Below are 25,060 nucleotides of genomic sequence, written 5' to 3'. Positions count from 1 at the left end.
TGTTACATCATAATATAATAGTTTTTTACTACACAATTAATTGACAACTCACATTATAACGTAAGAACTTAATCATACACTTATTCTTTTAAAGTATAGAATATATGTTTACTCAAATGCTTTGACTAACCTGAATTCGATGTAAGACATTGGTTTAATAGCCTAGGGTGTCTCAATTTTGGATAAGAATTAACTAATTCTTATTAAAAAATCGTCTATTAGCGAAGTGCCGTTAGGCACTGTGGCAATCTTCATGAAGTATAAGGTCTCCTTCACAAGATTGCCACATCGCACCCCAATTCGGGATAAGAATTTGTCAATTCTTATCCCGAATTTGCGTGTCGCTGCTTGCAGCGGTTTCTCGCTAATAGACGGTTAAAATCCCGAATTGGGGTAAAGCATTTGAGCATTTTTAATTTAAGATAAATAATATTGGACTTATATAATGAAAAGTTTTAATTTACCAAATGAAGTGATTATATCACTTGAACGCATGAACATAACCTCTCCAACGGAAATTCAAAGAAAGGCCATACCGGTTGCTATGCAAGGTAATGATGTTCTAGCTTCTAGTCAAACTGGTTCGGGTAAGACCCTTGCCTATTTGCTACCAATAATCAATTCTTTTATACAGACTAAATCAATGTCTTTGGTACTTGTTCCAACTCGGGAATTAGCTACTCAAGTGCGTGATACTTTAACTAAGGTAACTACTCAAATAAAACTTCCTAGTGCGGTTTTGATAGGCGGTGAACCAATGCATAAACAATTTACACAACTAAAAGTAAATCCTAAAGTTATAATTGGCACACCAGGTCGTATCATAGATCATTTACTTCGTGGTACTTTAAAATTAAATACTATCCAACTGGTAGTACTTGATGAAATGGACAGAATGCTTGATATGGGTATGAAAGAACAATTAGAAGAGATAAATAAATATATACCTGAAAAACGCCAGGTTTTAATGTTTTCAGCTACTATGCCAAAACATATTATTGCATTATCGCAAAAATACGTGGTTAATCCTCATCGTATTACTGTTGGATCAACTACTAAGGCTGCATCTCAAATAAAACAAGAAACTTTGCGTGTTTCTGATAAAGAGAAATTTCCTGAGCTTATAAAGCAATTAAATGAACGTGATGGTTCTATAATTATTTTTGTAAAAACTAAGCGTGGTGCTGATCAGCTTGCAAAAATGTTGAAATTTGAAGATCACAAAGCTGAAGCTATACATGGTGATTTAACACAAGGTAGACGTGATCGTGTAATTTCATCATTTCGCTCTTCTCGTCATAGGATCATGGTGGCAACAGATGTTGCAGCTCGTGGCTTAGATATACCTCATACACAGCATGTTATCAATTATGACTTACCAATGGCTCCAGAAGATTATTTGCATAGAATAGGTAGAACTGGTAGAGCTGGTCTCTCAGGTTGTGCATTATCATTCATTTCGCCAGAAGATAATATCAGATGGAAAGCTATTGACCGCCTAATAAATCAAGGTGAAACTACTTCAAGAGCAGATATGAGGGAAAGTAAGAATCGCAGAAAACCATTTAATGGTCATAATGGCAAAAAAAGTTATTTTCCTCGTAATAATAATGATAGGAAACCTTATGCTGGTCCTGCTAGAAATAATAAAGCATTCTAATATACTCAGGTAGAACTTCAAGAATTAAGGTCGTCGTGTCTAAAGCACAACTATTGAAAGTTAAAAAACCGTCTATTAGCGAAGTACTGTTGTAAGGCTTAAACAATAGTACCCTACATTTTTCTATAATCGTCATAGCAAGGCTCTTTAGATGTCGTGGCGATCTAGGTAAACAGCGAAGCTGTTTTTTTAGAGTAACGCTTCGCGTATCCTGGATTGCCGTGTCACCGCTTCCAGCGACTCCTCACTAATAGACGATCAGCAGCTATTTTAATAGTAGACCTCCTTCGAAACTCTACTTCTGCTGGTGATTTGTACGTCGATGCGGTACTCGAATCCGTAACGGAATTAGAGTACGCTGCGGTTCGAGGTGAAGCGTCTCCTTCAAATCCCTCAGCATAAGCGAGTTTCGAAGGAGGTCTAGTGGTTATATAAAAAATGTAGGGTACTATGGTTAATAGCTCTCAATTATCGAAACCAATTTTTTAAATCATTTGAGTATATGAAGAGTTGGGTAGACGATAGTATAACTTCAAGAAGAGCTAGGCAGTAGCAAAGTCGAGCAGCGTAGCGTACATGAGTAACTAGGCAGCTTCGATCTTTGGTCGCGGGAACGCCAATTCTTGAAGTTCTACCTGAGTATATTCTTCTGCTTTGAAGAATTGTCTCCGTAAAACTGCGGGGAATTCGCGTACTCACGTAGCTCATCTACGCTCCGTTCGCTCACCCCTTGTTTTACGTTCCAATTCTTCAAATCATTTGAGTATATACTTATTTACCCAAAGTTTTCTGAGATTGGGAATATGCTTGTTGTTCAATGCTTGCAACCCTTGATATAGCCTGTTGTTTGATACCAAGATCTACTACATGCTCATATCTCATTCCATTATCTAGCAGGATATGACCAAGTTTATTTACTAACTCTACATCCTTTTTAGAGAATTTACTAATAATTAATTCTGTAATTTCATATAAAAACTTCCAAGATAGCTCGACTCTATCATTGAGTGAGAGGTTCTTTTTATTATTTTCTTTATTAAATGGTTCTGCATTATTAGGATCATCAACAAGCGTTCTAACCGATGTTTTCTTGCTCTTTTTATAAATAAAGAATGTGACAAACACTAGAAATAAACCTACTACAGCGATTATCAAATTAGTATTTTGCATAAAACCCTCCTTACTGATAATGCCCTGCTACTTGACTCTATACCACACGATCTTCTTCTTGTGCTAAAAATTCTTCAAGCTTTTCTTTCGTATAATTTTTTTCCTCTAAGATCACTTCATTGTCAAAAATATGTTGTACTGTTTTTTCTTCTAATAACGGACCTTTTAAGCGTTCAAGAGCATTAGGATTTTTTTTATAAAAATCAAATATTGCTGTTTCTTGACCTGGAAACTTCTTTGCTTGAGCCATAATAGCACTTATAAGATCTTTCTGCTCGATATGTAAATTCTTAATTTTCATATATTCGGATAACATTAAACCTATTCTAACACGACGTAAGACTATCTTATTATAATACTCACTAATTTCTGCTTCTGATTTATCCTTAAATATCGAATTTGAGTCACTATTGCCCTCCATTTGAGATTTCAGAATACTTATCTCTTGGTCTATTAAAGATTTAGGAACATTAAACATTAATAGCTTTTCTAATTGATCAAATAAGCTCATTTTCATTAAAGTGCGTATAGGCTTACTATATTCATTTTCTATGCTTTTAGAAATATTATCACGTAACTCTTCTAGTGTTTCACAATTAAATTTCTTAGCAAACTCATCATCAATAACTACCTCATCAGCAGAATGTACTGCCTTTACTTGTACAATAAACTTAGCCGGTTGACCTGCGACTTGCTCCATATTATAATCTTCAGGAAATTTAACGTTGACTTCTACCTCATCTCCAATCTTAGTTCCAATAAGCTGATCTTCAAACCCCTCAATAAAAGTTCCACTACCAATTACTAGCTTATAATCTGTAACCTTACCACCTTCAAAAATCTCATTGTTGACATAACCAATCGCATCAATAGTAACTTCCTGCCCTTTTTTTACTTTCCCTTTACTTTCTTTATTATAAATTTTTGATATAGATGCAAGCTTATCTATTTGCTTATTAACATCATCTTCTTTAATTACTAACTTTGGATGAGTAATTTTCATTTTTTTAAAATCTGGCAATTCAATATCAGGTAATAATTCAAATTTTAGAGTAAATTCTATATCCTCATTCTCTTCATTACGTAAATTTTCTAACTGTGGATCACCTACTGTTTTTAGTTTATGATCTTTAATAACATGCTGTACTGCATGATTAATTTCATGGTTTACCACATCAGACCTAACAGATTGCTTATATTTTTTATTAACAATGCTGATTGGCACTTTACCAACACGAAATCCATCAAGCTTAACTTTTTTTGCTAAACTAGCTAATTCTTTTTGTACTTCATTGGTAATTTTAGAAGAAGGAAGGACTACTTTAACTTCAAAATCTAGACCTTCATTTTTAAGTTCTGTGACTTGCATACTAAAAAACTCATTAGCAATATTAAAACCTTACGAAAACTTGAAGAGCTACTAAATTAAATCAAGCTCTTCAGTTTTTGTATTATTATTTTGTGGTGCGGATGGAGGGACTTGAACCCCCAAGCCTTGCGGCGCTAGAACCTAAATCTAGTACGTCTCCCAATTTCGTCACACCCGCATAGCTGTATACCTAACCTTAACATAGATTGTTTTAACAACTTAATTAAATAGGTTCAGCTAGGAATTTTATCAGAGAATTATAATACACATGATACAGACTTTGTAAATCGTTAATTTCTGTGTATTCATTAATTTTATGAGCTGTATTAGATTGTAAACCAAATTCCACAACAGGACAATAATTTTGGATAAACCTCGCATCAGAAGTACCACCACTAGTAGATAATTTTGTATATACTCCTGTTGTATTAGATACTACCCGAACAAAATCGGCAATTAACCCTACTGGTTCTTGGATAAAACAATTAGCTGAAGTTACACTACTTAATTCATATTTAAAGTTATATTTCGCACAATATTTATTAATTATCTGATCTATCAAATTTGTTATGCTCGATGATGAATGAAGATCATTAAAACGAATATTAAACTTTGTTGTAATTTTTGCAGGAATTACATTAGTAACATCATTACCTACATCAATAGACGTAACTTCTAGATTCGACTGTTGAAAAAATTCACTTCCTTCATCCAGTCGATAATTAACCAACTCATTGAGTATCTGAACTAAAGGAGTAATCGGATTACTGGCTTGTAATGGATATGCCACATGCCCCATTGTACCATATAGAACTAAGTTAAAGTTAATACTTCCTCGCCGACCAATTTTTATGGTATCGCCTATTTGATGCTCATTTGTTGGTTCACCTACAATAGCAAGATCGATCAAATTATTACCACCCTTATGCAAATATTTTAACATTTCCACAGTGCCATATTTGGCGTTTCCTTCCTCATCGCTAGTAATTAGAAAACTAATTGAACCATACGGAGTTGGATTTAACTTAATAAAATCTAAGCTAGCAGCTAGGAAACATGCTATCGCTCCCTTCATGTCAACAACTCCCCTACCATAAATTTTATCACCTACGGTAGTTGCTATAAAAGGGTCGTTAAGCCATAATGCCTTATCACCTGTTGGCACGACATCAACATGTCCAGCAAAACAAATATTAGGTCTTGCATTACCATAAACAGCATAAAGATTGGTTACTTTATAATTATCCTCTCCAAATATTTTGATTTCAGTCTTAAAACCATTTTCTTCTAATAAATCATTAATATATTCAATACAACCGCTACTCTCAGGAGTGACTGATTGAAAACTAATTAAGTCTTCAAGAAATTTTATCAAGATAACCTCCAATAGCCATAAACTTATAGTTCTTCCTAAAAATTCCTCTCTCATATCTAGCCAATGTTTTATTCTCTGACAACCAAAACAGACACACCCGAGTGCCGCACAATCTTGGAAGCATTAGGACCTAACATATAGTCTCTAAGCTGTGGTCTGACTGCTGAAATAATGATTAAGTCAGCTTTCACTTCATTGGCATATTGTATTATTTCATCATATACTGCCCCTCGACCAATATGCAATTCAACTTCGATCTCCTCCGGCACATATTGTCTAATTAATTCTGTTACTTGTACCCGATATTTTTCTTTTTGATCTTTTGCCCAACTTTTAGGCAAATAATCCTCAACCATTTTCATACCGAAATCTGAAATGATATAAAGAAAATGTAATTTGGCACTAAAGATAGTAGCAAAACTTAAAGCCTTTGGTAATATCACCTTAACTGATTGTTTATCCGACAAATCTATTGGTATTATTATATTTTTAAACACAATTAACACTACTCCGGTGCATTTATATTATTATCTATTTCTTACTACTGAATGTTTTGGCAAAACAAAATTATTAGTATCAGCAAAATGCTTAATATCTATATTATATAACATATAATTAGAATGTTTAAAATGTTTTACGTTTTTGTGAAACATCCCGATAAATTTATCCAATAGTTTAGCATCCATATTGCTATTAGTAACTAAAATTGCTGTTACTGCTACTGTATTCTGATCGAGAGTGATCCCAGGATATAATCTTTTATCCAGTAATGCCTTATGAAAAGCTTTATTAGTGGCAATTAATTGTGCAATTTTATTATCTTCAATAGGTACAAAATCAACTTTACAGCTATTAGCAGTAAATCCCATCAAGGCATTAGGATGACCTACCGTCATCATTATCACATCAATTTTACCGTTGCAAAATTCTTTTATTGACTCTTCATAATTAATTTCATCACCATCTATTGGTTCTTTAGTAAAATTATATAACTTCCTTATAGCATTATAGGTAATAGTATTACTAGAGAATGGCAAGCCATTTGATATTCTCTTACCCTCAATATCTGAAAAAGTCTTTATCTCATCCTGATTTTTTACAACAACAGTAAAAAACTCATCATATAGATTAAGTACCTGACGCATTTCTTGCATTTTTTCTGTATTAGAGTAATATCCAGTACCTTCAAAAGCCTCAAGTGCTACATTAGATTGCACTAAAGCTAAATCTATCTTACCTTCTTTTAACAAAGCTAAATTTTCAACACCTCCACTGGTAGGTATTACTTCACAATTCACACTTTTATCAGCTAAAGTAAAGGTTTTACACAAATCCAACCCAATAGAGTAATACCCCTTTAAAATAGAACCAGACCCAATTTTCACAGTTCTTTGCGAAGCAAAAACACAATTACTAGTAAAAAATAGGCAAAAAACTACCAATATAACTCTGAAATTACTCATAAATAACACTATACACTAAAAATAATTGACCACTAATACTTAAAGACTTAAAATTTAATAAATCATTTTCCCTATCCAAAGTACCTTTACTATTATTGATAATCAAGATAATTATTACAATTCATGTGTAAAAAAAATCCTTATTCCTTATAATATTCTTCTCCAATTTCAATTTCACTGCGGTTATTTAACTTACGCCAATTATTGGTGTCCCTAAGTGAGTAGATGCAGCCACAATATTCTTGCTTATAAAAATTTTCACGTTTAGCTATTTCGTACATTCTACTGCTACCTCCATTTTTACGCCAATTATAAGTCCAGTAAGTTATTCCATCGTAATGAGAAGCAGCCTTGATCCCTGATTCATTAATTTGATCCATATCTTTCCAACGGGAAAGACCAAGAGAACTGGTAATAACTTTAAAATCATTCTCATAGGCATAAAGAGCTGTCCGTTCAAAACGCATATCAAAACACATAGAACAGCGTTTACCTCTTTCTGGTTCATATTCCATACCTTTGCTTCTTGCAAACCAATTCTGCACGTCATAATCTGCGTCAATAAAGCTAATACCCATTTTTTCAGCAAAACGGATATTTTCATTTTTACGAATTTCATACTCTTTTTTAGGATGAATATTAGGGTTATAGAAAAAAATAGTTAAGTCAATGCTAGACATTAACATTTTTTCCATCAGCTCTCCTGAACATGGAGCACAACAGGAGTGTAGTAATACTTTACTTTCACCATTTGGTACTTCTAGAATTTCATTCATAATTATCTGCTAAATTTTTTCTGTAAGTTTCTTTATAAAATCTTAAAATAACATACAATATAGCTAACTCGATTAGTATTTATCCACAGTTGATCTAGGGCAATGTTGTCATCCCCGCGTAGGCGGTGATCTAAAATAGTGTTCAAAAAACCCTGAAATATTATAGATTCCCGCCTTTATGGGAATGACATCCTTTTCGTTGAAACAAATGGATAAATGTTAGTCGGGTTAGCTATATTATCACAAGGACAATTCAATAAATTAAGATATTGTATTGTAGAAAAAAGTATAATAAATTATTATTTTTTATTAACAATAATTTTGTTACTAAATATTGAATATTAGTTTAATTGAGAGATATATTATGTTGAATGAAACAGTCAATTTACCGGAAGGTTTTGTGTATTTGGATCAAATAGATCCTACTATAATTCAACAGATGATGTATTATGATACTAGAAATTTTGTAGGAAAGCAGATCGATGGCTATAAAGCTAATAGAGCTATACTAACTAAAGAAGCGGCTACTGCCTTAAAAAATCTTCAGCAAGATATAAAAAATGATAACTACTCTTTGGTAATTTATGATGCTTATAGACCTAATAAAGCTGTACAACATTTCGTTAGATGGGGAGAAGATGTTGCTGATCAAAAAATGAAAGACTCTTATTATCCATACATTAATAAGGCTGAAATTTTTCAATTAGGTTATGTTGCTAAACGATCACCTCATAGTCGTGGAAGTACTGTAGATTTAACTATTATCGAACTTGGAAAACAATTAAATCCAAACCCTAAAATGATAAAAAGACCTCTAAAAGATGGTCGTCTAATTCCTTATTTTGATGATAATACGGTTGACATGTATAGCTCTGTAGATCTTATGGATATAGTATCCTCCCATGATAGTAAACTAATTGATGAACTTTACTTACAAAATCGTAATTATCTACGTAAGAAAATGAAAAAACATAATTTTAAGGAATATTCGGTTGAGTGGTGGCATTATACCTTGCAAGACGAACCTTATAAAGATAAATATTTTGACTTTGATGTTAAATAGACTTTTTGCATTAAGTATAATAACTTAAAAAAAGTAATAATTATTTAAGGAGAAATTAAAATGAGTAAAGATAGAATTACGGGACGTAATAAAGAACTCTTACAAGATGCAGCTCAGAGATTAGGGATTTCTGAAGATGAAGTTCTCAGTAAAGTTCCAAACGGAATATTATTAATGGCTACATTCAACGACAAAGCCCTTGGAGGTTTTCTAAAGAGAATGCAACCAGATATGTCTCAAGCAGCAGTATTAGAGAAGCAAATAGCCGACGATAAAGTTGGTGGTGGAGTCCTAGATTTTCTTAATAAAACACAAGAAAACTCTTCTCAACAACAGGAGGAAATGTCTAGTGCTGTTAGCTATCAGAATTGGGATAAAATGAATCAAATGCACTTAAAACACGTAGCTACACTATCAGAAAAGTCTGAAAATGAAGTTTTAAAGGAAATTTCACGAGACCTAGGGGAAGCTTTATCTAACCCTGAAGAGCTTGAAAACTATCTAACAGCAGTGCTAGATAGCCACCTAACAATTAATGATTCTCGCACAAACGACAATCCCCCTATTGATGTAGCAGCTGGCTATAATGCCTCTAGCTGTGCTTTAACGGGTGAAAATCCAACCATTAACGAGGACTGCAATTAAGTAAAAATGTCCTAAATTTCACCGAATTCAGGATAGGAATTAGTTAATTCTTATCCCGAATAGAGGTAGGTTACATTAATGGGCTTGGTAAATTAGATAGATAATTCCCCTTCCAAAGCTCCTGATAAAGAGCAGGATCAATGTTTCCACCTGATATAAGTACTAAAACTCTCTTAGGTTTTGATTGTCTCTTTAACCAATCAACTACTCCAACCATATTTAAAGCACATGATGGTTCACAAGCAATTTTTAGTAAATGCGTTAACCAAGCGGTCCAGTAATATATAGAATATTCATCAGCAAGAAAGAAATCATCAAGTTTATTTAGATAATTAAATGTACGTGGTGAAACTGCTAAAGTACGTAAACCATCGGCTACAGTATTTGGTGAATCAGTAAATCTATATATTGAACCTTGTTTAATAGATAAAAAAGCATCATTCGCATTAACCGGCTCTGAACCTATAAGCAAGCTGGATGGAGACAGTAATTTTTTTGCTAAATATGATCCAGAAAGTAATCCACCTCCTCCACAAGAAGCAAAAATAGCATCTGGGCTAAACCCTAGCTGTTGCAAGGCTTCATAACACATAGTACCAGCCCCAGCTATACTCGAATCGCTATCAGAAGGATGCAAATAGTAGAAACCATTTTCTATATCACCTTTTGCCCTATCTTCTGCCACTTGCCTAGTATCGGTCAGTATAACCTCTGCTCCGTAATATCTTGCTGCTTGTTGCTTAATTGGAGAAGTATCTTTGGGCAAATAAATTCTTGCATTTAGATTAAGAATTTTTGCTACCCAAGCAAGACCAATTCCATGATTACCTGTACTATATGCAACAATTTTATCTAGTAAACGATTTCGTTCTTGTAACTCTAATAAATGGTTTAATACCCCTCTAACCTTGAATGCTCCAGTTTTTTGCAACGATTCTATTTTAAAGAAAATTTTATGCCCCAGCATTTCATTTAAAGTTTCAGACTGGACTATTGGAGTCAAATTAAGATATTGTTTTACCCTATTACTTGCTATTGATATTATATTTGGAGATTGAGGTGATAAATGCATATACAAAATAAATGTAGCTTGAAATCCCAGCACGGCAACATTATATAGTTAACAATCCCTTTAGTATATAAATTTTTCAAGGTTTTAGTATGACAAATAAAGAAAAATTACCCCTACTCGCATTAAAAGACATGGTGATATTTCCCGGCATGGTTGCTCCCATATTTGTCGGTAGGACAAAGTCTCTAAAAGCCTTACTGAATACTAAATCTACAGATACTAATAGATATATATTATTGGTGTTACAAAAACAACAAGATCAAGACACTCCAGATATTCAAGATCTTCATTCTACAGGAGTAATTGCTAAAATTATACAAACAGTAAGATTACAAAATAATGCAAAAATTCTTGTTGAAGCAATGCAGAAGGTTAAACTTCATAACATAACTAATAAAGAAATGTTTGAAGCTGAATATAGCATACTACAAGATGAAGAGGTAATTGATGTGGAAGCTTTAAAAGTTTCTACGTCAATTGTCATTGAGTTATTTATGAAATATACCAAGAATCATAAAAAAATTAATCCAGAAATAATAGAGACAATAGCTGATGAAATAACCAAAGATCCAACAAATTTTAGTTATATTACTAATGTGCTAGCCTCTTATCTGACTGCACCATTACTAATAAAACAAACCTTATTAGAAGAAACAAAACCTCAAACACGAATTAAAACTATAATAGATACATTGACATCTAGTATGGCTCAAATGGAAGCAGAACAAGCTTTACAACTACGAGTAAAAAAACAAATTGAAAAAACTCAGCGTGATTATTACTTGCACGAACAAATGAAAGCTATACAAAAAGAACTCGAGCAGGATAAATCTGACTTTTCTGATATAGAAAAAAAGATTAAGACCTTAAAACTTTCAAAAGAAGCAAAAGAAAAAGCCGAATCAGAACTGAAAAAGCTAAAGCTTATGAATCAAATGTCAGGTGAATCCTCAGTTGTTCGTAACTATCTTGATACAATATTAGCTATGCCATGGGGAAAATTTGATAATAGTAAAACTGATATAAATAAAACTAGAGAAATTTTGGATCGGGATCATTTTGGTCTTGAGAAAGTCAAGGATCGCATCATTGAATATTTAGCAGTATTACAACGCTCTAAAAAAATTAAAGGACCTATACTATGCTTAATTGGTCCTCCAGGAGTGGGGAAAACATCACTGGTCAAGTCAATTGCTGAAGCAATGGGTAGGAAATATACTAAATTTGCTCTTGGCGGCATTAGAGATGAATCGGAAATTAGAGGTCATAGAAAAACATATCTTGGTTCTATGCCAGGAAAAATCATAAACTTAATTAAAAAAGTTAAAACTAATAACCCTGTTATGTTATTAGATGAAATTGATAAAATGGGTTCTGATTTCCGAGGCGATCCAGCATCTGCTTTACTTGAAGTTTTGGATCCTGAACAAAACAGCCATTTCGTTGATCATTATTTAGAAGTAGAATATGATTTATCAGAAGTAATGTTTATTGCAACAGCCAATTCTTATAATTTGCCAAGAGCTTTACTAGATCGTATGGAGATCATTAATGTTTCTGGTTATGTTGAAGAAGAAAAATCACAAATTGCTAAAAACTATTTAATACCAAAGCAATTGAAACTACATCAAATGAAGAAAAATGAGCTAATTATTGATGATGGAGCAATCTTAGAGTTAATCAGATATTATACCAAAGAATCAGGGGTAAGATCGCTTGAAAGAGAAATTAGCTCTGTTACAAGAAAAGTATTGCAAAGGATTCTGAGTAACAAAGAAGTAAAAAGCATATCAATATCATCTGAAAATCTTGAAGAATATTTAGGTGCTAGAAAACATAATTTTGGTTTAGCTGAGAAAGAAGACCAAATAGGCAGTACTACGGGGCTTGCTTATACAGAAGTTGGCGGAGAACTATTAACCATTGAAGCATTGTCATTCCCTGGAAAGGGAGATATTAAAACTACAGGTAAGCTTGGGGATGTAATGAAAGAATCCGCTCAAGCAGCTTATAGTTGTTTCCGCTCTAGAGCTAATAATTTTGGACTGAAGTACGAAGATTACAAAGACCTTGATATCCATTTACATGTACCGGCTGGTGCAATTCCAAAAGATGGACCATCTGCTGGATGTGCAATATTTACCACTATTGTTTCACTTATGACCAAAATACCAGTCAAAAGAACTGTGGCAATGACTGGAGAAATTACCCTAAGGGGTACAGTGTTACCAATTGGAGGACTAAAAGAAAAATTATTGGCTGCTAGCCGAGGTGGTATACAAACAGTATTAATACCTGAAGAGAATATCAAGGACTTAAAAGATATTCCACCGAATATAAAGAATAGCTTGGAAATTTTATCAGTGTCAAATATAGATCAAGTACTAAAATTAGCTTTAGTGAATAATAATTTTACAGTTGCTAACTAAAAAATATTAACATTACGATAGAAACTTGAATATACTTAAAATTATTTAGCTATGTTGTAGGTTTGAATATGACTATTAAAAACACTGAAAATTCCTATGGTTTAGTTACAAAACTTCTACATTGGATAGTTGGAGTTATGATAGTGTCAATGATTATAGTTGGTTTTTCTATGCAAAACATAGAATATCCTGTTATAAAACAGCAAATTTACGCCTCTCACAAGGCTATAGGCGTGATGGTATTATTACTAGTATCCATAAGATTGCTATGGCGTTTAATTAATATCAGAGTAATCTTACCAAGTGATTTACCAAGATGGCAAAAAAATGTTGCTACCTTAAATATCAATATACTCTATCTTTTAATGTTTATAATGCCAATCAGTGGTGTATTAATGACCATTCTATCAGGTCGTAACATTGACATATATGGACTGTTTACTATCACTTCATTCATTCAGAATGCATCATTTGCCAAAATATTTTACAAAATGCATGAATTTTCAGCATTTATTCTCTGTGTTTTAATTGCTCTGCATACTTTAGCTGCCTTTTATCACCATTTTGTAAGAAAAGATGATGTATTGAAGAGAATGTGGTTCAATAACAGAAATAATTGAAAATGTAAAGAATTAGGCAACTTTTGGAATTGCTGCATATAACTATGTATAGTCCTCTATAATATAAAAGCATTGTGGATAAGTTTGTGAATAAAAAATGAATGATCATTTTGTAAAATCCATGTTCAACTTAATTTTACATCTTATTAACAAGCAAATATATTGCTATAATTGCTTAAAGTATAGATTAAATCTTATTAATATCTTAATTGTAAATAGAAAAAATATTAATGCCATTGACTAATTTTTACTTAGTGCATAACTTTTATCGTGTATAATCAAATTAATTAATCAATGATAAAATTCAGACTATAATAGAAAACCATCCATATCATAAATAGGCTATGCTCGATGAGAAGTAATATTTGTATAATCCTCCTACCAGTTGTTTTTATGTTATTATCAGCATTTTCGAATCTAGACTTTAACAAAAATAATAAGGAATTTATTAGTTTATTGAAAGATACAAAAATTACTGTTGTTGCTCCTGCCTCAGGGGTAAGCAGTGAATTATTATCTAATTTAAAAAATATTACTTCATTGAAACTAGATATTCCAAATAGTTGCTTTGGAGGAAAAAGCTTATTCCATTCTACCGACGATAAAACAAGGTTATCGTGTTTAGAAAACGCGTTACTGGATCAATCAAATGACGTAATATGGACACTTCGTGGGGGATATGGTTCAGCAAAATTGATTCCTGACTTACAACGCATGAAAAAACCTATAAAGGAAAAGTTTTTTATAGGGTTTAGTGATATGACTGCTTTACATATTTTCTTTTCTCAAGAATGGGGATGGAAGACAATTCATGGTAACGGAATCATTGAAATATTTAATCCAACAAGAGATCATCAGAATTTTATAAAAATAGCAAAAATAATTTCTGGTAAAGAAACTCTAGCTAAAATTAAAGGGTTATCAGCAATCAACCATGCTGCAAAATCTAGCAAAATTGTTACAGGTAATCTTACTGGTGGTAATCTAACCATTGTACAAACATCTATAGGTACATCATGGCAAATAAAAACAGCAGATAAGATTCTTTTTTTGGAAGATGTTGACATAAAACCATATCAGCTAGATCGCATTTTATATCATTTAAAACAAGCAAGGCTGCTAGATCATGTAAATGCTATAATATTTGGGACTTGTGGAGGTGATGGTAAGAGTATCATTACTGTTCTTACTGATTTTGCAGCAACCTTAAAAATTCCAGTATTTAAGACTAATAGGTTTGGTCACGAGCAAATTAATGATCCAATTATTTACAATATTAGTACAAAAATTATTCCTTCTAATGATAACCAGTTCGAATTAATAATGAAATGCTATTAAGAATAATTCTAAGTTAACCCAAGAAGGTTTTAGCCTATAGTCAATTGAAGAGAATTGAGTAGCAGGAGCGATGGAGCGACACCTATATGTAATAGGCGAAGGATCGAAGACGACGTTACCAAATTTTCCTCAATTCACTATAGCTAACATCAAAGTTTTTGCAGCCTGTATGCCAGAATTTTTGCAATCTTTTGAATTAGAAATGTCGCTATGAAAAACTATTTTACTCCCGTCAAAATCAGAAAGCATAAACTCTGTATGAATATCATTACCTATATATGTTGAATAAGCAGCTATAGGAGTTTTACAATTTGCATCTAAATATTCCAAAAATGCCCTTCCAGCTTGCATTAGCTCCCATGTTTCAAGATGGTTAATTTTATTACATATTTCTTGCATTTTATTATCATTTTTTCTTATCTCTACCGCTATAACTCCCTGACCTACAGATGGTAACATCTCTTTTGTCTCTATTAAGTGGCAATATTGTGTATTAAATAGTCCTAATCTTTTTAAACCACTATAAGCTAAAATGGTTGCATCAACATCACCTTGCATTAATTTTTTTATTCTTGAATCAACATTTCCTCTAAAAGTAACAATTTTTAAATCAGGTCTTTTTCTTTGTATTAGGATTTTTCTACGAACTGAAGATGTACCTACCTTACTAGCAAAAGGCAGTTCTTCTATTGATTTATAATCTAAGCAGACAAATACATCTCGTGCATCTTCTCTCTCAAGTACAGCACATATCATCAATTCTGACGGTAGTTTGCAAGGTACGTCTTTTAAGGAATGTACAGCTAAGTCAATTTCGCCATTTATAAGAGCATTTTCTATTTCTTTTAAAAATAAAGCTTTGCCACCTATATCATACAGATTTTTATCCTTAATCAAATCACCAGAGGTAATTATTGGAACTATTTCATAAATTATGTTTGGATAATGAATTTTAATTTGGTCTACTACTAAATTTGTCTGTATTAAAGCCAAAGGACTTCTTCTTGTACCTATTTTTATTACTTTCTTCATAGAACCTAGCTATTTTCTCAAATGCAGATCTTTTTATTACTGTTAATCTACAAAACTCATTATCTCCAAAATCTTGTAATTACATATATTCTATTGATAAAGATTATTTTTATCATCATGATCATTTATTTTAGGTTACATAAGAGGGCTAATATAGAAATTACTTCTATGTCCTATTTTTGCTATTCATAACATTGTTTAGTTATGCCTGTAATCTGTAAGTACTTCATCAATAACACGCCATGATTGTGTGAATTCTGCAGTATTTGTACCCGGGAGGTCTGCTGCGATAATTAAGACCTTCCATAATGTCCATGCACGACCGCGAGTCCAAGTGCCGGCGTCTAATGGAAGCATTGTCCGAAAGATTTCCCGACTTCTTCCTTGAAATAACGTCCAAGTAATCGCCAAATCACAGGCTGGGTCGCCGATCCCTAGCCCTCCAAAATCAATGACAGCACTCAACTTTCCTCCTTGTACTAGCAGGTTGCCGGTGCTGATGTCACCATGAATCCATATTGGCGAAGCTTGCCAAGTAGTAGTCAGAGCTTCTTCCCAAATTTTAGTAGCAGTGTTGATATCGATCTTGTTACTTAATGCAGAGATTGCTTGTCGTGTCTCAGTGTCGTAGATCGTTAGAGGTCCACCACGATAGAAGTTATGTAAGCCTGGTAGAGGCCCGTCCGTGGGATCAATGCTTTGCAGAGCGATAAGAAATTGTGCGAGATTGGTTGCGAAGTCACCTAGGTCGGCTATGTGTGCAGATGTAGCAGTTTCGCCCTCAATCCAGCGGTAAATGGACCATCGCCATGGGTAGCCCTCACCAGCTTCTCCCATTGCTACAGGCAGTGGAATTGGAAGTGGCAGCAAAGATGCCAATCTAGGCAACCACTTTTGCTCTTTTTCTACCTGTATTGCATACCTCTCGCTACTAGGCATGCGTACAAGCATGTGCTTACCCAAGCGAAATGTTCTGTTGTCCCAACCACTGAGTTCGACCGGCTGAACAGGCAAATCTCTAAATTGTGGAAACTGGGTGGCTACTAAGCAACTCACAAGTTGACTGTCTATCATTAAATTGCACTGCTTATTCATTACTTCCGTGACAATATTTATATTTCTTGCTAGAACCACAGGGACATAACTCATTTCTAGCCACTTTTCCCCAACTTGATGGGTCTGATTGTACTCTATCCTGTGGATTGACTTGAGTTTTGATGGTTTTAAGTTGAGTTTCAATACTAACACCAGCATTATATTTATGAAAAGCTGGGTCCTCCCTAGTTTCTCGCATTGTCTTTTGAAGTTTTTTATTTTCCAAAGACATTGACTCTTTTTTAATATGGCTAGTATCCATATGGAGATGACAAACTCTTTGGATAAATAATTCCTTCAAATTATCGAGCATTTGTTCAAATAAATTGAAAGCTTCTCTTTTATACTCGTTAAGAGGATCTTTTTGGGCATAAGCCCTTAGTGATATACCTTGTCGTAAATGATCTAAATTATGTAAGTGATCTTTCCATACTTGATCTAAAGTTGTCAGTAAAATATACTTAATTGCGTCATTCATCAAGTTAACGCTATATGCTTCCTCTTTTGCTTGGTACAAGTCATTTACCATTTGTACAACGTTAGATATCACCTGTACTTCGGTAACATCAGCTTTTGTTATAGATTCATGCTGTAGTTTTATAGCAAAAATACGCTGCAACTCTCCTGTTAGAGCATTTATATCCCAGTCTTCTCTATAAGAACTAGGTGGAATAAAAGTTAATACTACTTTTTCTACTAGTTCTTTTGTCATGTTAGTTAAAAAATCATGTGCATCTTTTGACTTAATGATGTCACTGCGCTGTTCATAAACTATCTTACGTTGATCATTCATAACATCATCAAAACGTAATAAATTTTTACGTATTTCGTAATTATGTCCTTCAACTTTCTGTTGAGCTTTTTCAAGTGAACGACTAATCATAGGGTGATGGATTGCTTCACCATCTTTTAAACCTAACGTTCTTAAAACTCCGGAGATACGGTCTGAGGCAAAAATACGCATCAGATCATCTTCTAAAGACAAGAAAAATTTTGTATTGCCTGGATCACCTTGTCTACCAGCTCTTCCTCGTAACTGGTTATCTATCCTACGACTCTCATGCCTTTCAGTACCTATAACAAATAATCCTCCAGCCTCTATTACACGCTGCTTCTCTTCAGCTATCTGCTCTTTTATTTTTACTATTTCTAATTCATATTGCTCTTTTGCTAGGTTCTTTAGAGATAGTTGTTCTATTAGCATTTCTGGGTTACCGCCAAGCATAATATCTGTACCACGACCTGCCATATTTGTGGCAATAGTCACAGCCTTAAATCGTCCAGCTTGAGCTATAATAAATGCTTCCTGCTGATGAAATTTTGCGTTTAAAACATTATGAGTTATTTTATTTTTGGTAAGTAAGTTAGAAATTTCTTCAGACTTCTCTATACTAACCGTTCCAACCAAAACAGGTTGACCACGATCATGACATTCTTTTATTAATTTTAGGATAGCTTCATATTTATCTTGTTTACTGCCATAAATCTCGTCATCATAATCAACTCTAGTAATTGGATTATGGGTAGGAACAGCAAGAACATCAAGATTGTATATGTCTTTTAGCTCTGCAGCTTCGGTCATTGCTGTACCAGTCATACCTGATAATTTGGGATAATTCCTAAAATAGTTTTGGAAAGTAATAGAAGCTAAGGTTTGATTCTCATTTTGAATTTGTACATGCTCTTTTGCCTCTAGTGACTGGTGTAACCCTTCAGAATACCGTCTACCTTCCATAACGCGTCCAGTAAATTCATCAATAATCATAACTTTTCCATCGCGTACTAAATAATCAACATCACGATTGAAGAGGATATGAGCCCTTAATGATTGATTGATATAATGAACTAAACTTAAATTTTCAAAATCGTAAAGGCTTGAATCTTTTTCAATAAGACTATTAGCTACAAGCATTGATTCTACATGAGTTATACCATTCTCAGTAAGATTAACTGTCCGTAATTTCTCATCTTTTTCGTAATCTTCATCTTTAAACTGACGAACTAATTTATCAATTGTGCTGTATAAATCCGAGCGATCGTCTACTGGACCTGATATAATTAGCGGAGTTCTTGCTTCATCAATTAAAATTGAGTCAACTTCATCAATAATAGCGAATTTAAAAGGGCGAAGTACCTTAGAATCTTCACTATATTTCATGTTATCTCTGAGGAAGTCAAATCCAAGCTCGTTATTAGTTGCATAAGTAATATCTGCTCTATAAGCGTTACGTCTATCATCATCACTGATATTAGAAACTATACAACCAACAGATAACCCTAGGAAATTATGAATTCTTCCCATCCACTCAGAATCACGTTTTACTAAATAATCATTTACCGTAACAACATGCACCCCTTCACCAGTAAGAGCATTCAAATATGCAGGTAATGTGGCAACTAAAGTTTTTCCTTCTCCTGTACGCATTTCAGTAATCATACCACGGTGCAATATCAATCCACCAATTAGCTGAACATCAAAATGTCTCATCCCATAGACTCTTTTTGAAGCTTCCCGTACAACAGCAAAAGCTTCATAAGTTAAGTCATCTAATGACTCACCATCTTTTAATCTTTGCCTAAATTGCTCTGTTTTATTTCTCAAATCATCATCAGAAAGTTTTTGTATTGAAGGCTCGAGCAAATTAATTTTTTCAATTTCTAAAGATAGTTTTTTTATACTTCTATCATTTGCTGTGCCGAATAATTTTTTAAGTAAAGAAAGCATTTATATCCTAGATTCAAATAGTAAATATCCTGTAAAATATGATATTTTATGATATTTATCAAACAAATTGTAAATAGCTGTTGACGTAGAAGGGTTATCCTTATAAAATCCAGCTATCATAAACAATATATAATAATGGATAACAAATGAAAAGAACAACTATAATTTTTTTAGCTGCTAGTTTACTTGCGAGTAGTGCTTTTGCTGATGAAGATAAAATTGTTGCTACCTACAAAGGTGGTGAAGTGAAAGAATCACAGGTTATGCAACAATTCCAATCTTCTTTAGATACCCAACCAAGTGCTAAAGGAAAAAAGTTTACTGATTTTGACGCGAATATACAGAAAATGTTAGTACAGGGCTATATCGATGCAAAATTGCTTGAGCAAGAAGCCAAGAATTCTAATATTGAATCTTCAAAAGAATTCCAATCTAAGTTGAATGTCGTAAAAAACCAATTGGTTCAGCAAGAATTGATGGAGCGTTATGTAAAATCTCATGTTGATGAGAAAATGATTAATACTGAATATGATAAATTAGTTGCTAGCCTAAAAGGAAAAGAGGAAGTAAAAGTAAGTCATATTTTGGTTGCAACTGAAAAAGACGCAATAAATGTACAAAATAGACTTAAAAAAGGGGAGAAATTTGCTAAGCTTGCTAAGGATTTCTCAAAAGATGAAGGGTCTAAAGCCAATGGTGGAGAAATAGGCTATATTACTTCTGGACAGCTAGTGCCTGAATTTGAAGATAAAGCATTATCAATGAAAGTAAATGAAATCTCTTCTCCAGTTAAAACCCAATTTGGTTGGCATATAATTACTGTACTTGATAAAAGACCTGCACAAATACCTTCTAAGGAGGAAGCTACTGCTAGTATAACCAATCAACTTAGTAGAGATGCTATATTAAAGTATGTTGCTGATCTTGAAAGTAAAGCTGATATCAAAATAATGTTACCGAAGTCACAAATAACAAATGAGACTAAAAAATAATCTAGTATGACCTAATAACCTGAATTTGATGTAACTTGTTACGTTGAATTCAGGCTACTACAGTTGTAGTTACTACACAGAGCTGTCATTCCCGCGAAGGCGGGAATCTAAAAAAATAAACCAAGATGGTTTGTTAGACTTTTTTAGACCCCGCACTGAAGCAGGGGTGACAGCACTTCTCTTATTATAGCAAAAATCTTCTTTGGTTAACTATAAAGATAGCTCCGGACACTAATGAACCCACGCAGGGAATCAATATCTGCCTTGGTAATATTATTTTATCTTCAACGTGTTCTTGACCCCTCGAATGCTTTGCTAATCGCTTTACCTAGAGCTTCTGCTGATTTGGTAAAGTTATTATAAGCTTTTCCACGCTCTTCTGGAGATTTACCAATAGATCCTATTAAAGCGACAGTAGATTTTAAAAAATCACCGAATTGAGTGATAACTTTTGGAGTTTTCATATCTTTCATAAAATTATCTTTGAGATTATGTAAGTCATCAACTATTTCAGCAAGATTTTGTGGACTTGGCTTAACCCCTATTTTTCCTTCTATCTTCCGCAAAGTTTTTGCAGTTTCTGGGCTTACTTGAGCAACTTTAGAGTTAACTTTTTTTAATCCATCTCGGAGTTTGTCTATTATCTCATCATCAGTTGGTACAGCATCAACAAATTGCTCTACCTTTTGTTCTACCTTATCTGCTAATTTTGCTGCTCCTTTTTTTAATTGTTCTACAAAACTTTTTGGCATTTTATCCTCCATTTATTGGTTATTATTAAAAATTTTCATGATGTTCTGTTATAATAATATAATTAAACTGCTTGAATAGTTATCTTTTTTAAACGTATATACTGCTCGTAAATGAAGAGTTGGTAGACGATAGTATAACTTCAAGAAGAGCTAGGAGTGTCAAAGTCGAGCAGCGGAGATCTTTAGACACGACGACGCCAATTCTTGAAGTTCACCGAGTATATCTAATAAATTAAAATTGCTTAACTAATACTAAATAATTGCTGTAAATTTTTCCATTCTAAGTAAGTTGTAGGATCGCTAGGACACATGCCAAAACCACATTCAAAATAAGTTGCAAACACATTAACAAGAGTGATAATTATCAAACTAATCTCAATTAATGTAGGTACAAAACTAGGATAAAATTGTAGTATACTAAATTTACTTAGAATAAGGCTAATTATAGGAATTATAGACATTAATAGGATTAAAGAAAAAGAAATTATTGCTGACCATGTATAAAAATGTAACCCAAGGAAAGTATTACCATATCCTAAATCATGGGGTAAAATATGCAGCAAAACCTGCCTAAGCCCTACCATCAACGTATAAATACTAGAGGTGAATATAATCATATCATATTTCCAAGAAGGATTATATATTATGCTAAGTAGTGCTCCAAGTCCGATAGCAATAAAACCGAATCTTTGTAATAAACATAAAGGGCAGGGTGGTTCATAATAAAAAAATTGGAAAATAAAGGCTACGACATTTGTTACTATACATAAAATAGCAATAGCAATATATATAATTGTAGGTTGGCTTGAAACTGGGTTCATAACAGATTAAAAAGAGATATTTAAGTGGTCAGTAGCATGTAAGTAAAAATAGATACTAGCTATTAAAAAATTAATATAAAATAATGGTATGATAAGATTATAGCTCTTTTGACTATCTCTGTGCCTATTAATTGTAAAAACATAAAACATTAAAATAAATATCAAGATCATAATTACCATTACTGTTGCCTGTTAAAGCTTAGTTTGCCTCTAGGCAAAGAAAATGTCAAGATATAATTGCGTATATGCTTAGTGCTAATATTATTTATGATATAATTAAAGTGATGGACTATCCTTTTTAAGGAAGTTGCCTTAAAAATAAAACAAAATAAAAACAAATTAGTTGCTTTAAAGAAGAATATTATCTAGCATCAAATATAGCTAGAATTTAAGAATAGGGTGGTAAAAATGAGTAAAGAGAAAAATCCTAGAGAGTATTTTGATTATTATACAGACTTGATGATTGAAATAGATGAAGCTGGAAAAAAAGTAGACAGTAATGTAAAAGATAGCCCCGTTGAAAATCAGGTCATTAATTCTCTATTTGACTATCTACTTGAAATTCCAAATAGAGTTTCGGGAAATCATTCGATTCCACAAAAAAACAAGGTTGCTGTAATAAATGATGTATTAGACGGCTTGGCTGAAACAATCAAGACTACTGCTGATGAAGGTAAAAAGATAGGGGAAAAGGCTAGAGATGACTTAACTGAACAAGATAAATTAACACTTAAGAAAGCTATAGTGTTTCAGGAACTAGCTGACAAATTGGCACAGTCCATGCAGCAAGAGAAAATGCCTGATGGTTGGCAAGGATATAAAGATAAGTTGCAGGCAATCATTGCTTTTACTAAAGGAGAAGAACCTGCTCAAGAAGAACTTGCTCAGGACGTTTTTGTGTTACAAGATCCTGCTGAGGAAAATCCTAGAGAATTAGCAGACCATTCTCTTGACGCTATCCGTACCCCTTCTTTTTCTGCTGCTGATCGAGATGTTGACCCTATAACCCAAGCAATTAGAAACCAAATCTTAACCAAGCAGAGGGAGCTAATAGTTGAAGCTCTAGTAAAGAATAATATAGTAGAACTAGAAGAAATTGAAGATATAACTAAATTTCGTGTGTACTGTGAAAATGAAGAAAACAAAGAGAAAATCAGTGAAGTTCTTAAAGGATCTGAGTTAAAAAGAGCTTTAGAACAAGTAGAAATTGCCGGCTACAAAAATGTTCATACCCAGTTTACAGATAGATTTAGTCCTATGGAATGGAAGGATGGAGTTGGAGAAAGTGGCAATGGTATTACTACTAAAACGCAGATAGTACGAGATGCAAGTGGTAACGAGATTGCTACATTAACAGAAGCAACACATCAAATAAATCCTCCTAAAACAGTGCAAAAAAGTGATGGTACTACAGTAGAAATTAAAAATTATAGGACGATAGATTTTCCGATAGAACTTAAGGATGGTGGTCCAATGCATTTATCGCTAGCGGTAAAGGATCAGCATGGCAGGAATATTGCTGCAAGTAAGGCTGTATATTTTACGGCTCACTATGATGATGATGGTAAGCTAATCGAGGTCAGCTCGCCACGTCCAGTTAAGTTTAATGGAATTGGTTCTGATGCAGTTGGGTATATAGAACATGGGGGACAAATCTATACCTTGCCAGTAACGCAAGAAAAATATAAAGCAATGATGCAAGAAGTAGCCAAAAACAAGGGACATGGCGTGGATATTTCACAATCTATCGATACACTATCTGTGGACAGTATTATAACTTCCCCTCAGAAGACTGAGGAGTTGGATAGAACAAAAGAAGCTGTGGTTTCCTCTCCTCATGAACTCAAAAGTGAAGAAGTGAAATTAGAGGTTAAAACTCCTGAAGTTGATCTCATGCAATTCCCAACAAACGATGGTATGGTACATACAGCTAGCAAACCAGCTATGCCAAAGCATTTAGAGGACACTTTGGAAAAGACGGTGAGTAGTCTTAGGCACTCTCTATTATTTCCAGTGCGGAAAATCAGTAAGGATATTACGAAACTAGCAGAATCTTTATATGCAAATTTACGTGGAAAAGATCTTGCAGGAAAAAAAGAACATATCAATGGAGAATTAGACAAATTATCAACTCCTCAAGAAAAGATAGAACTATTACAGGAATTGGTACGGGTTGAATCGGATAAAAGGATGGAAAAAGTTCAACAAATTGCTCTTGGAGGAGAAGAAGAAGCGAATGTAGGGCCGGTTAGAGTAATGACAGCACAGAGGAAAGAAAGTATAAATGGATCTCCTAAAATGGGATACCAACAGAAAGGAGAACATGTTAATGTTAAAGATGATGTAAATTTACAAAAATTCCTAAATGATAGAATTGTTGAAATTAAGCAAGAATCCAAAAAGCCAGTTACTACTTTTAAAACTCGGAAGGTAGGAGGTCATGGTGTTCCCTAATTTACTTTAATTTCAGTTTTATGTAAGCAGCAAACAAAATGCTATGCATTATGTAAAAATATAAACAAACTATTAGAACAGTTTGTTAGAAGATATCGGTTTGATAGTCTAGGGTAAAGTTTGTTCAATTTATTTGATTTAACTATGCCCCAAATGACAAAATCTGCAAAATGACAATATGTAGCCAGTAACTCAATGATAGGTAAGCC

Annotated in this window: 20 protein-coding genes and 1 tRNA gene; 8 read left to right on the top strand and 13 right to left on the bottom strand. The window is 33.4% G+C overall.

Annotated features, from left to right (window positions below):
* The first annotated feature begins 445 nt into the window (after positions 1 to 445).
* On the top strand, positions 446 to 1,660 hold the full coding sequence (locus AAHM80_RS03715) for a DEAD/DEAH box helicase (RefSeq protein ID WP_341755960.1): 1,215 nt from the start codon (positions 446 to 448) through the stop codon (positions 1,658 to 1,660).
* A 771-nt stretch (positions 1,661 to 2,431) separates the two neighbouring features.
* On the opposite strand, the gene AAHM80_RS03705 is transcribed toward AAHM80_RS03715, so the two are convergent.
* The 7 genes from AAHM80_RS03705 to AAHM80_RS03675 form a co-directional block, all read right to left on the bottom strand.
* On the bottom strand, positions 2,432 to 2,830 hold the full coding sequence (locus AAHM80_RS03705; protein WP_341747206.1) for a DUF2660 domain-containing protein: 399 nt from the start codon (positions 2,828 to 2,830) through the stop codon (positions 2,432 to 2,434).
* 37 nt (positions 2,831 to 2,867) lie between these two features.
* On the bottom strand, positions 2,868 to 4,199 hold the full coding sequence (gene tig, locus AAHM80_RS03700) for a trigger factor (RefSeq protein WP_342260319.1): 1,332 nt from the start codon (positions 4,197 to 4,199) through the stop codon (positions 2,868 to 2,870).
* 93 nt (positions 4,200 to 4,292) lie between these two features.
* A tRNA-Leu gene (locus AAHM80_RS03695) sits at positions 4,293 to 4,377 on the bottom strand.
* Between the two features lie 45 nt (positions 4,378 to 4,422).
* On the bottom strand, positions 4,423 to 5,577 hold the full coding sequence (dapE, locus tag AAHM80_RS03690) for a succinyl-diaminopimelate desuccinylase (protein ID WP_342260416.1): 1,155 nt from the start codon (positions 5,575 to 5,577) through the stop codon (positions 4,423 to 4,425).
* Positions 5,578 to 5,642: 65 nt separating this feature from the next.
* A complete protein-coding gene (locus tag AAHM80_RS03685; protein WP_341747208.1) occupies positions 5,643 to 6,071 on the bottom strand; it encodes a universal stress protein in 429 nt (142 codons plus the stop codon).
* Between the two features lie 30 nt (positions 6,072 to 6,101).
* Positions 6,102 to 7,037 carry a TAXI family TRAP transporter solute-binding subunit gene (locus AAHM80_RS03680; RefSeq protein WP_342260318.1) on the bottom strand — a complete coding sequence of 312 codons (936 nt, stop codon included), beginning with the start codon at positions 7,035 to 7,037 and terminating at the stop codon, positions 6,102 to 6,104.
* A 140-nt stretch (positions 7,038 to 7,177) separates the two neighbouring features.
* Positions 7,178 to 7,813 (bottom strand): epoxyqueuosine reductase QueH, encoded by a 636-nt coding sequence (locus AAHM80_RS03675; RefSeq protein ID WP_342260317.1) that lies wholly within the window; start codon positions 7,811 to 7,813, stop codon positions 7,178 to 7,180.
* A gap of 364 nt (positions 7,814 to 8,177) precedes the next feature.
* Between AAHM80_RS03675 and AAHM80_RS03670 the strand changes: the two genes are divergently transcribed.
* Both AAHM80_RS03670 and AAHM80_RS03665 read left to right on the top strand, forming a co-directional pair.
* Positions 8,178 to 8,876: a M15 family metallopeptidase gene (locus AAHM80_RS03670; protein ID WP_342260316.1), complete on the top strand. Its 699-nt coding sequence runs from the start codon at positions 8,178 to 8,180 to the stop codon at positions 8,874 to 8,876.
* Between the two features lie 60 nt (positions 8,877 to 8,936).
* The gene (locus AAHM80_RS03665) at positions 8,937 to 9,521 is read left to right on the top strand and encodes a hypothetical protein (protein ID WP_342260315.1); all 585 of its coding nucleotides are present in this window, start codon (positions 8,937 to 8,939) and stop codon (positions 9,519 to 9,521) included.
* Positions 9,522 to 9,591: 70 nt separating this feature from the next.
* On the opposite strand, the gene AAHM80_RS03660 is transcribed toward AAHM80_RS03665, so the two are convergent.
* Positions 9,592 to 10,593 (bottom strand): serine/threonine dehydratase, encoded by a 1,002-nt coding sequence (locus AAHM80_RS03660; protein WP_342260314.1) that lies wholly within the window; start codon positions 10,591 to 10,593, stop codon positions 9,592 to 9,594.
* Between the two features lie 89 nt (positions 10,594 to 10,682).
* On the opposite strand from AAHM80_RS03660, the gene lon reads away from it, so the two are divergent.
* The 3 genes from lon to AAHM80_RS03645 all read left to right on the top strand — a co-directional run bounded on the left by lon (position 10,683) and on the right by AAHM80_RS03645 (position 14,980).
* The gene (gene lon, locus AAHM80_RS03655; protein ID WP_341751697.1) at positions 10,683 to 13,022 is read left to right on the top strand and encodes an endopeptidase La; all 2,340 of its coding nucleotides are present in this window, start codon (positions 10,683 to 10,685) and stop codon (positions 13,020 to 13,022) included.
* Positions 13,023 to 13,090: 68 nt separating this feature from the next.
* Positions 13,091 to 13,642 (top strand): cytochrome b, encoded by a 552-nt coding sequence (locus AAHM80_RS03650; RefSeq protein ID WP_342260313.1) that lies wholly within the window; start codon positions 13,091 to 13,093, stop codon positions 13,640 to 13,642.
* Between the two features lie 369 nt (positions 13,643 to 14,011).
* Positions 14,012 to 14,980 (top strand): LD-carboxypeptidase, encoded by a 969-nt coding sequence (locus tag AAHM80_RS03645; RefSeq protein ID WP_410521523.1) that lies wholly within the window; start codon positions 14,012 to 14,014, stop codon positions 14,978 to 14,980.
* 129 nt (positions 14,981 to 15,109) lie between these two features.
* Here AAHM80_RS03645 and hemC read toward each other — a convergent pair whose 3' ends face one another.
* From hemC to secA, 3 genes are all read right to left on the bottom strand, one after another.
* The gene (gene hemC, locus AAHM80_RS03640; protein WP_342260311.1) at positions 15,110 to 16,012 is read right to left on the bottom strand and encodes a hydroxymethylbilane synthase; all 903 of its coding nucleotides are present in this window, start codon (positions 16,010 to 16,012) and stop codon (positions 15,110 to 15,112) included.
* Between the two features lie 198 nt (positions 16,013 to 16,210).
* Complete coding sequence (locus AAHM80_RS03635) at positions 16,211 to 17,086, bottom strand: aminoglycoside phosphotransferase family protein (RefSeq protein ID WP_342260310.1); 876 nt, start codon at positions 17,084 to 17,086, stop codon at positions 16,211 to 16,213.
* 13 nt (positions 17,087 to 17,099) lie between these two features.
* A complete protein-coding gene (secA, locus tag AAHM80_RS03630; protein ID WP_342260309.1) occupies positions 17,100 to 19,832 on the bottom strand; it encodes a preprotein translocase subunit SecA in 2,733 nt (910 codons plus the stop codon).
* A 146-nt stretch (positions 19,833 to 19,978) separates the two neighbouring features.
* On the opposite strand from secA, the gene AAHM80_RS03625 reads away from it, so the two are divergent.
* Entirely contained in the window at positions 19,979 to 20,824 is an 846-nt protein-coding gene (locus AAHM80_RS03625; RefSeq protein WP_342260308.1) for a peptidylprolyl isomerase, read from the top strand.
* Between the two features lie 284 nt (positions 20,825 to 21,108).
* Here the strand turns inward: AAHM80_RS03625 and AAHM80_RS03620 are convergent, their stop codons facing one another.
* Positions 21,109 to 21,576, bottom strand: a complete 468-nt coding sequence (locus tag AAHM80_RS03620; protein WP_342260307.1) for a hypothetical protein — start codon at positions 21,574 to 21,576, stop codon at positions 21,109 to 21,111.
* Between the two features lie 242 nt (positions 21,577 to 21,818).
* Positions 21,819 to 22,397, bottom strand: a complete 579-nt coding sequence (locus AAHM80_RS03615) for a disulfide bond formation protein B (protein ID WP_342260306.1) — start codon at positions 22,395 to 22,397, stop codon at positions 21,819 to 21,821.
* A gap of 408 nt (positions 22,398 to 22,805) precedes the next feature.
* On the opposite strand from AAHM80_RS03615, the gene AAHM80_RS03610 reads away from it, so the two are divergent.
* Positions 22,806 to 24,851 carry a Sca4 family protein gene (locus tag AAHM80_RS03610; RefSeq protein ID WP_342260305.1) on the top strand — a complete coding sequence of 682 codons (2,046 nt, stop codon included), beginning with the start codon at positions 22,806 to 22,808 and terminating at the stop codon, positions 24,849 to 24,851.
* The last annotated feature ends 209 nt before the right edge of the window (positions 24,852 to 25,060 follow it).

The sequence above is a fragment of the Candidatus Tisiphia endosymbiont of Metellina segmentata genome, from assembly GCF_964030715.1.
In the GTDB taxonomy this organism is placed as follows: domain Bacteria; phylum Pseudomonadota; class Alphaproteobacteria; order Rickettsiales; family Rickettsiaceae; genus Tisiphia.
This window is presented reverse-complemented; position numbering and strand designations above follow the sequence as displayed.

Bases quoted from the DNA above. Each gene is read 5' to 3' on its own strand.
- secA (WP_342260309.1), bottom strand. From the start codon at position 19,832: ATGCTTTCTTTACTTAAAAAATTATTCGGCACAGCAAATGATAGAAGT.
- AAHM80_RS03620 (WP_342260307.1), bottom strand. From the start codon at position 21,576: ATGCCAAAAAGTTTTGTAGAACAATTAAAAAAAGGAGCAGCAAAATTA.
- AAHM80_RS03635 (WP_342260310.1), bottom strand. From the start codon at position 17,086: ATGATAGACAGTCAACTTGTGAGTTGCTTAGTAGCCACCCAGTTTCCA.
- hemC (WP_342260311.1), bottom strand. From the start codon at position 16,012: ATGAAGAAAGTAATAAAAATAGGTACAAGAAGAAGTCCTTTGGCTTTA.
- AAHM80_RS03660 (WP_342260314.1), bottom strand. From the start codon at position 10,593: ATGCATTTATCACCTCAATCTCCAAATATAATATCAATAGCAAGTAAT.
- AAHM80_RS03680 (WP_342260318.1), bottom strand. From the start codon at position 7,037: ATGAGTAATTTCAGAGTTATATTGGTAGTTTTTTGCCTATTTTTTACT.
- tig (WP_342260319.1), bottom strand. From the start codon at position 4,199: ATGCAAGTCACAGAACTTAAAAATGAAGGTCTAGATTTTGAAGTTAAA.
- AAHM80_RS03705 (WP_341747206.1), bottom strand. From the start codon at position 2,830: ATGCAAAATACTAATTTGATAATCGCTGTAGTAGGTTTATTTCTAGTG.
- AAHM80_RS03665 (WP_342260315.1), top strand. From the start codon at position 8,937: ATGAGTAAAGATAGAATTACGGGACGTAATAAAGAACTCTTACAAGAT.
- AAHM80_RS03675 (WP_342260317.1), bottom strand. From the start codon at position 7,813: ATGAATGAAATTCTAGAAGTACCAAATGGTGAAAGTAAAGTATTACTA.
- AAHM80_RS03715 (WP_341755960.1), top strand. From the start codon at position 446: ATGAAAAGTTTTAATTTACCAAATGAAGTGATTATATCACTTGAACGC.
- lon (WP_341751697.1), top strand. From the start codon at position 10,683: ATGACAAATAAAGAAAAATTACCCCTACTCGCATTAAAAGACATGGTG.
- AAHM80_RS03650 (WP_342260313.1), top strand. From the start codon at position 13,091: ATGACTATTAAAAACACTGAAAATTCCTATGGTTTAGTTACAAAACTT.
- AAHM80_RS03625 (WP_342260308.1), top strand. From the start codon at position 19,979: ATGAAAAGAACAACTATAATTTTTTTAGCTGCTAGTTTACTTGCGAGT.
- AAHM80_RS03615 (WP_342260306.1), bottom strand. From the start codon at position 22,397: ATGAACCCAGTTTCAAGCCAACCTACAATTATATATATTGCTATTGCT.
- AAHM80_RS03670 (WP_342260316.1), top strand. From the start codon at position 8,178: ATGTTGAATGAAACAGTCAATTTACCGGAAGGTTTTGTGTATTTGGAT.
- AAHM80_RS03610 (WP_342260305.1), top strand. From the start codon at position 22,806: ATGAGTAAAGAGAAAAATCCTAGAGAGTATTTTGATTATTATACAGAC.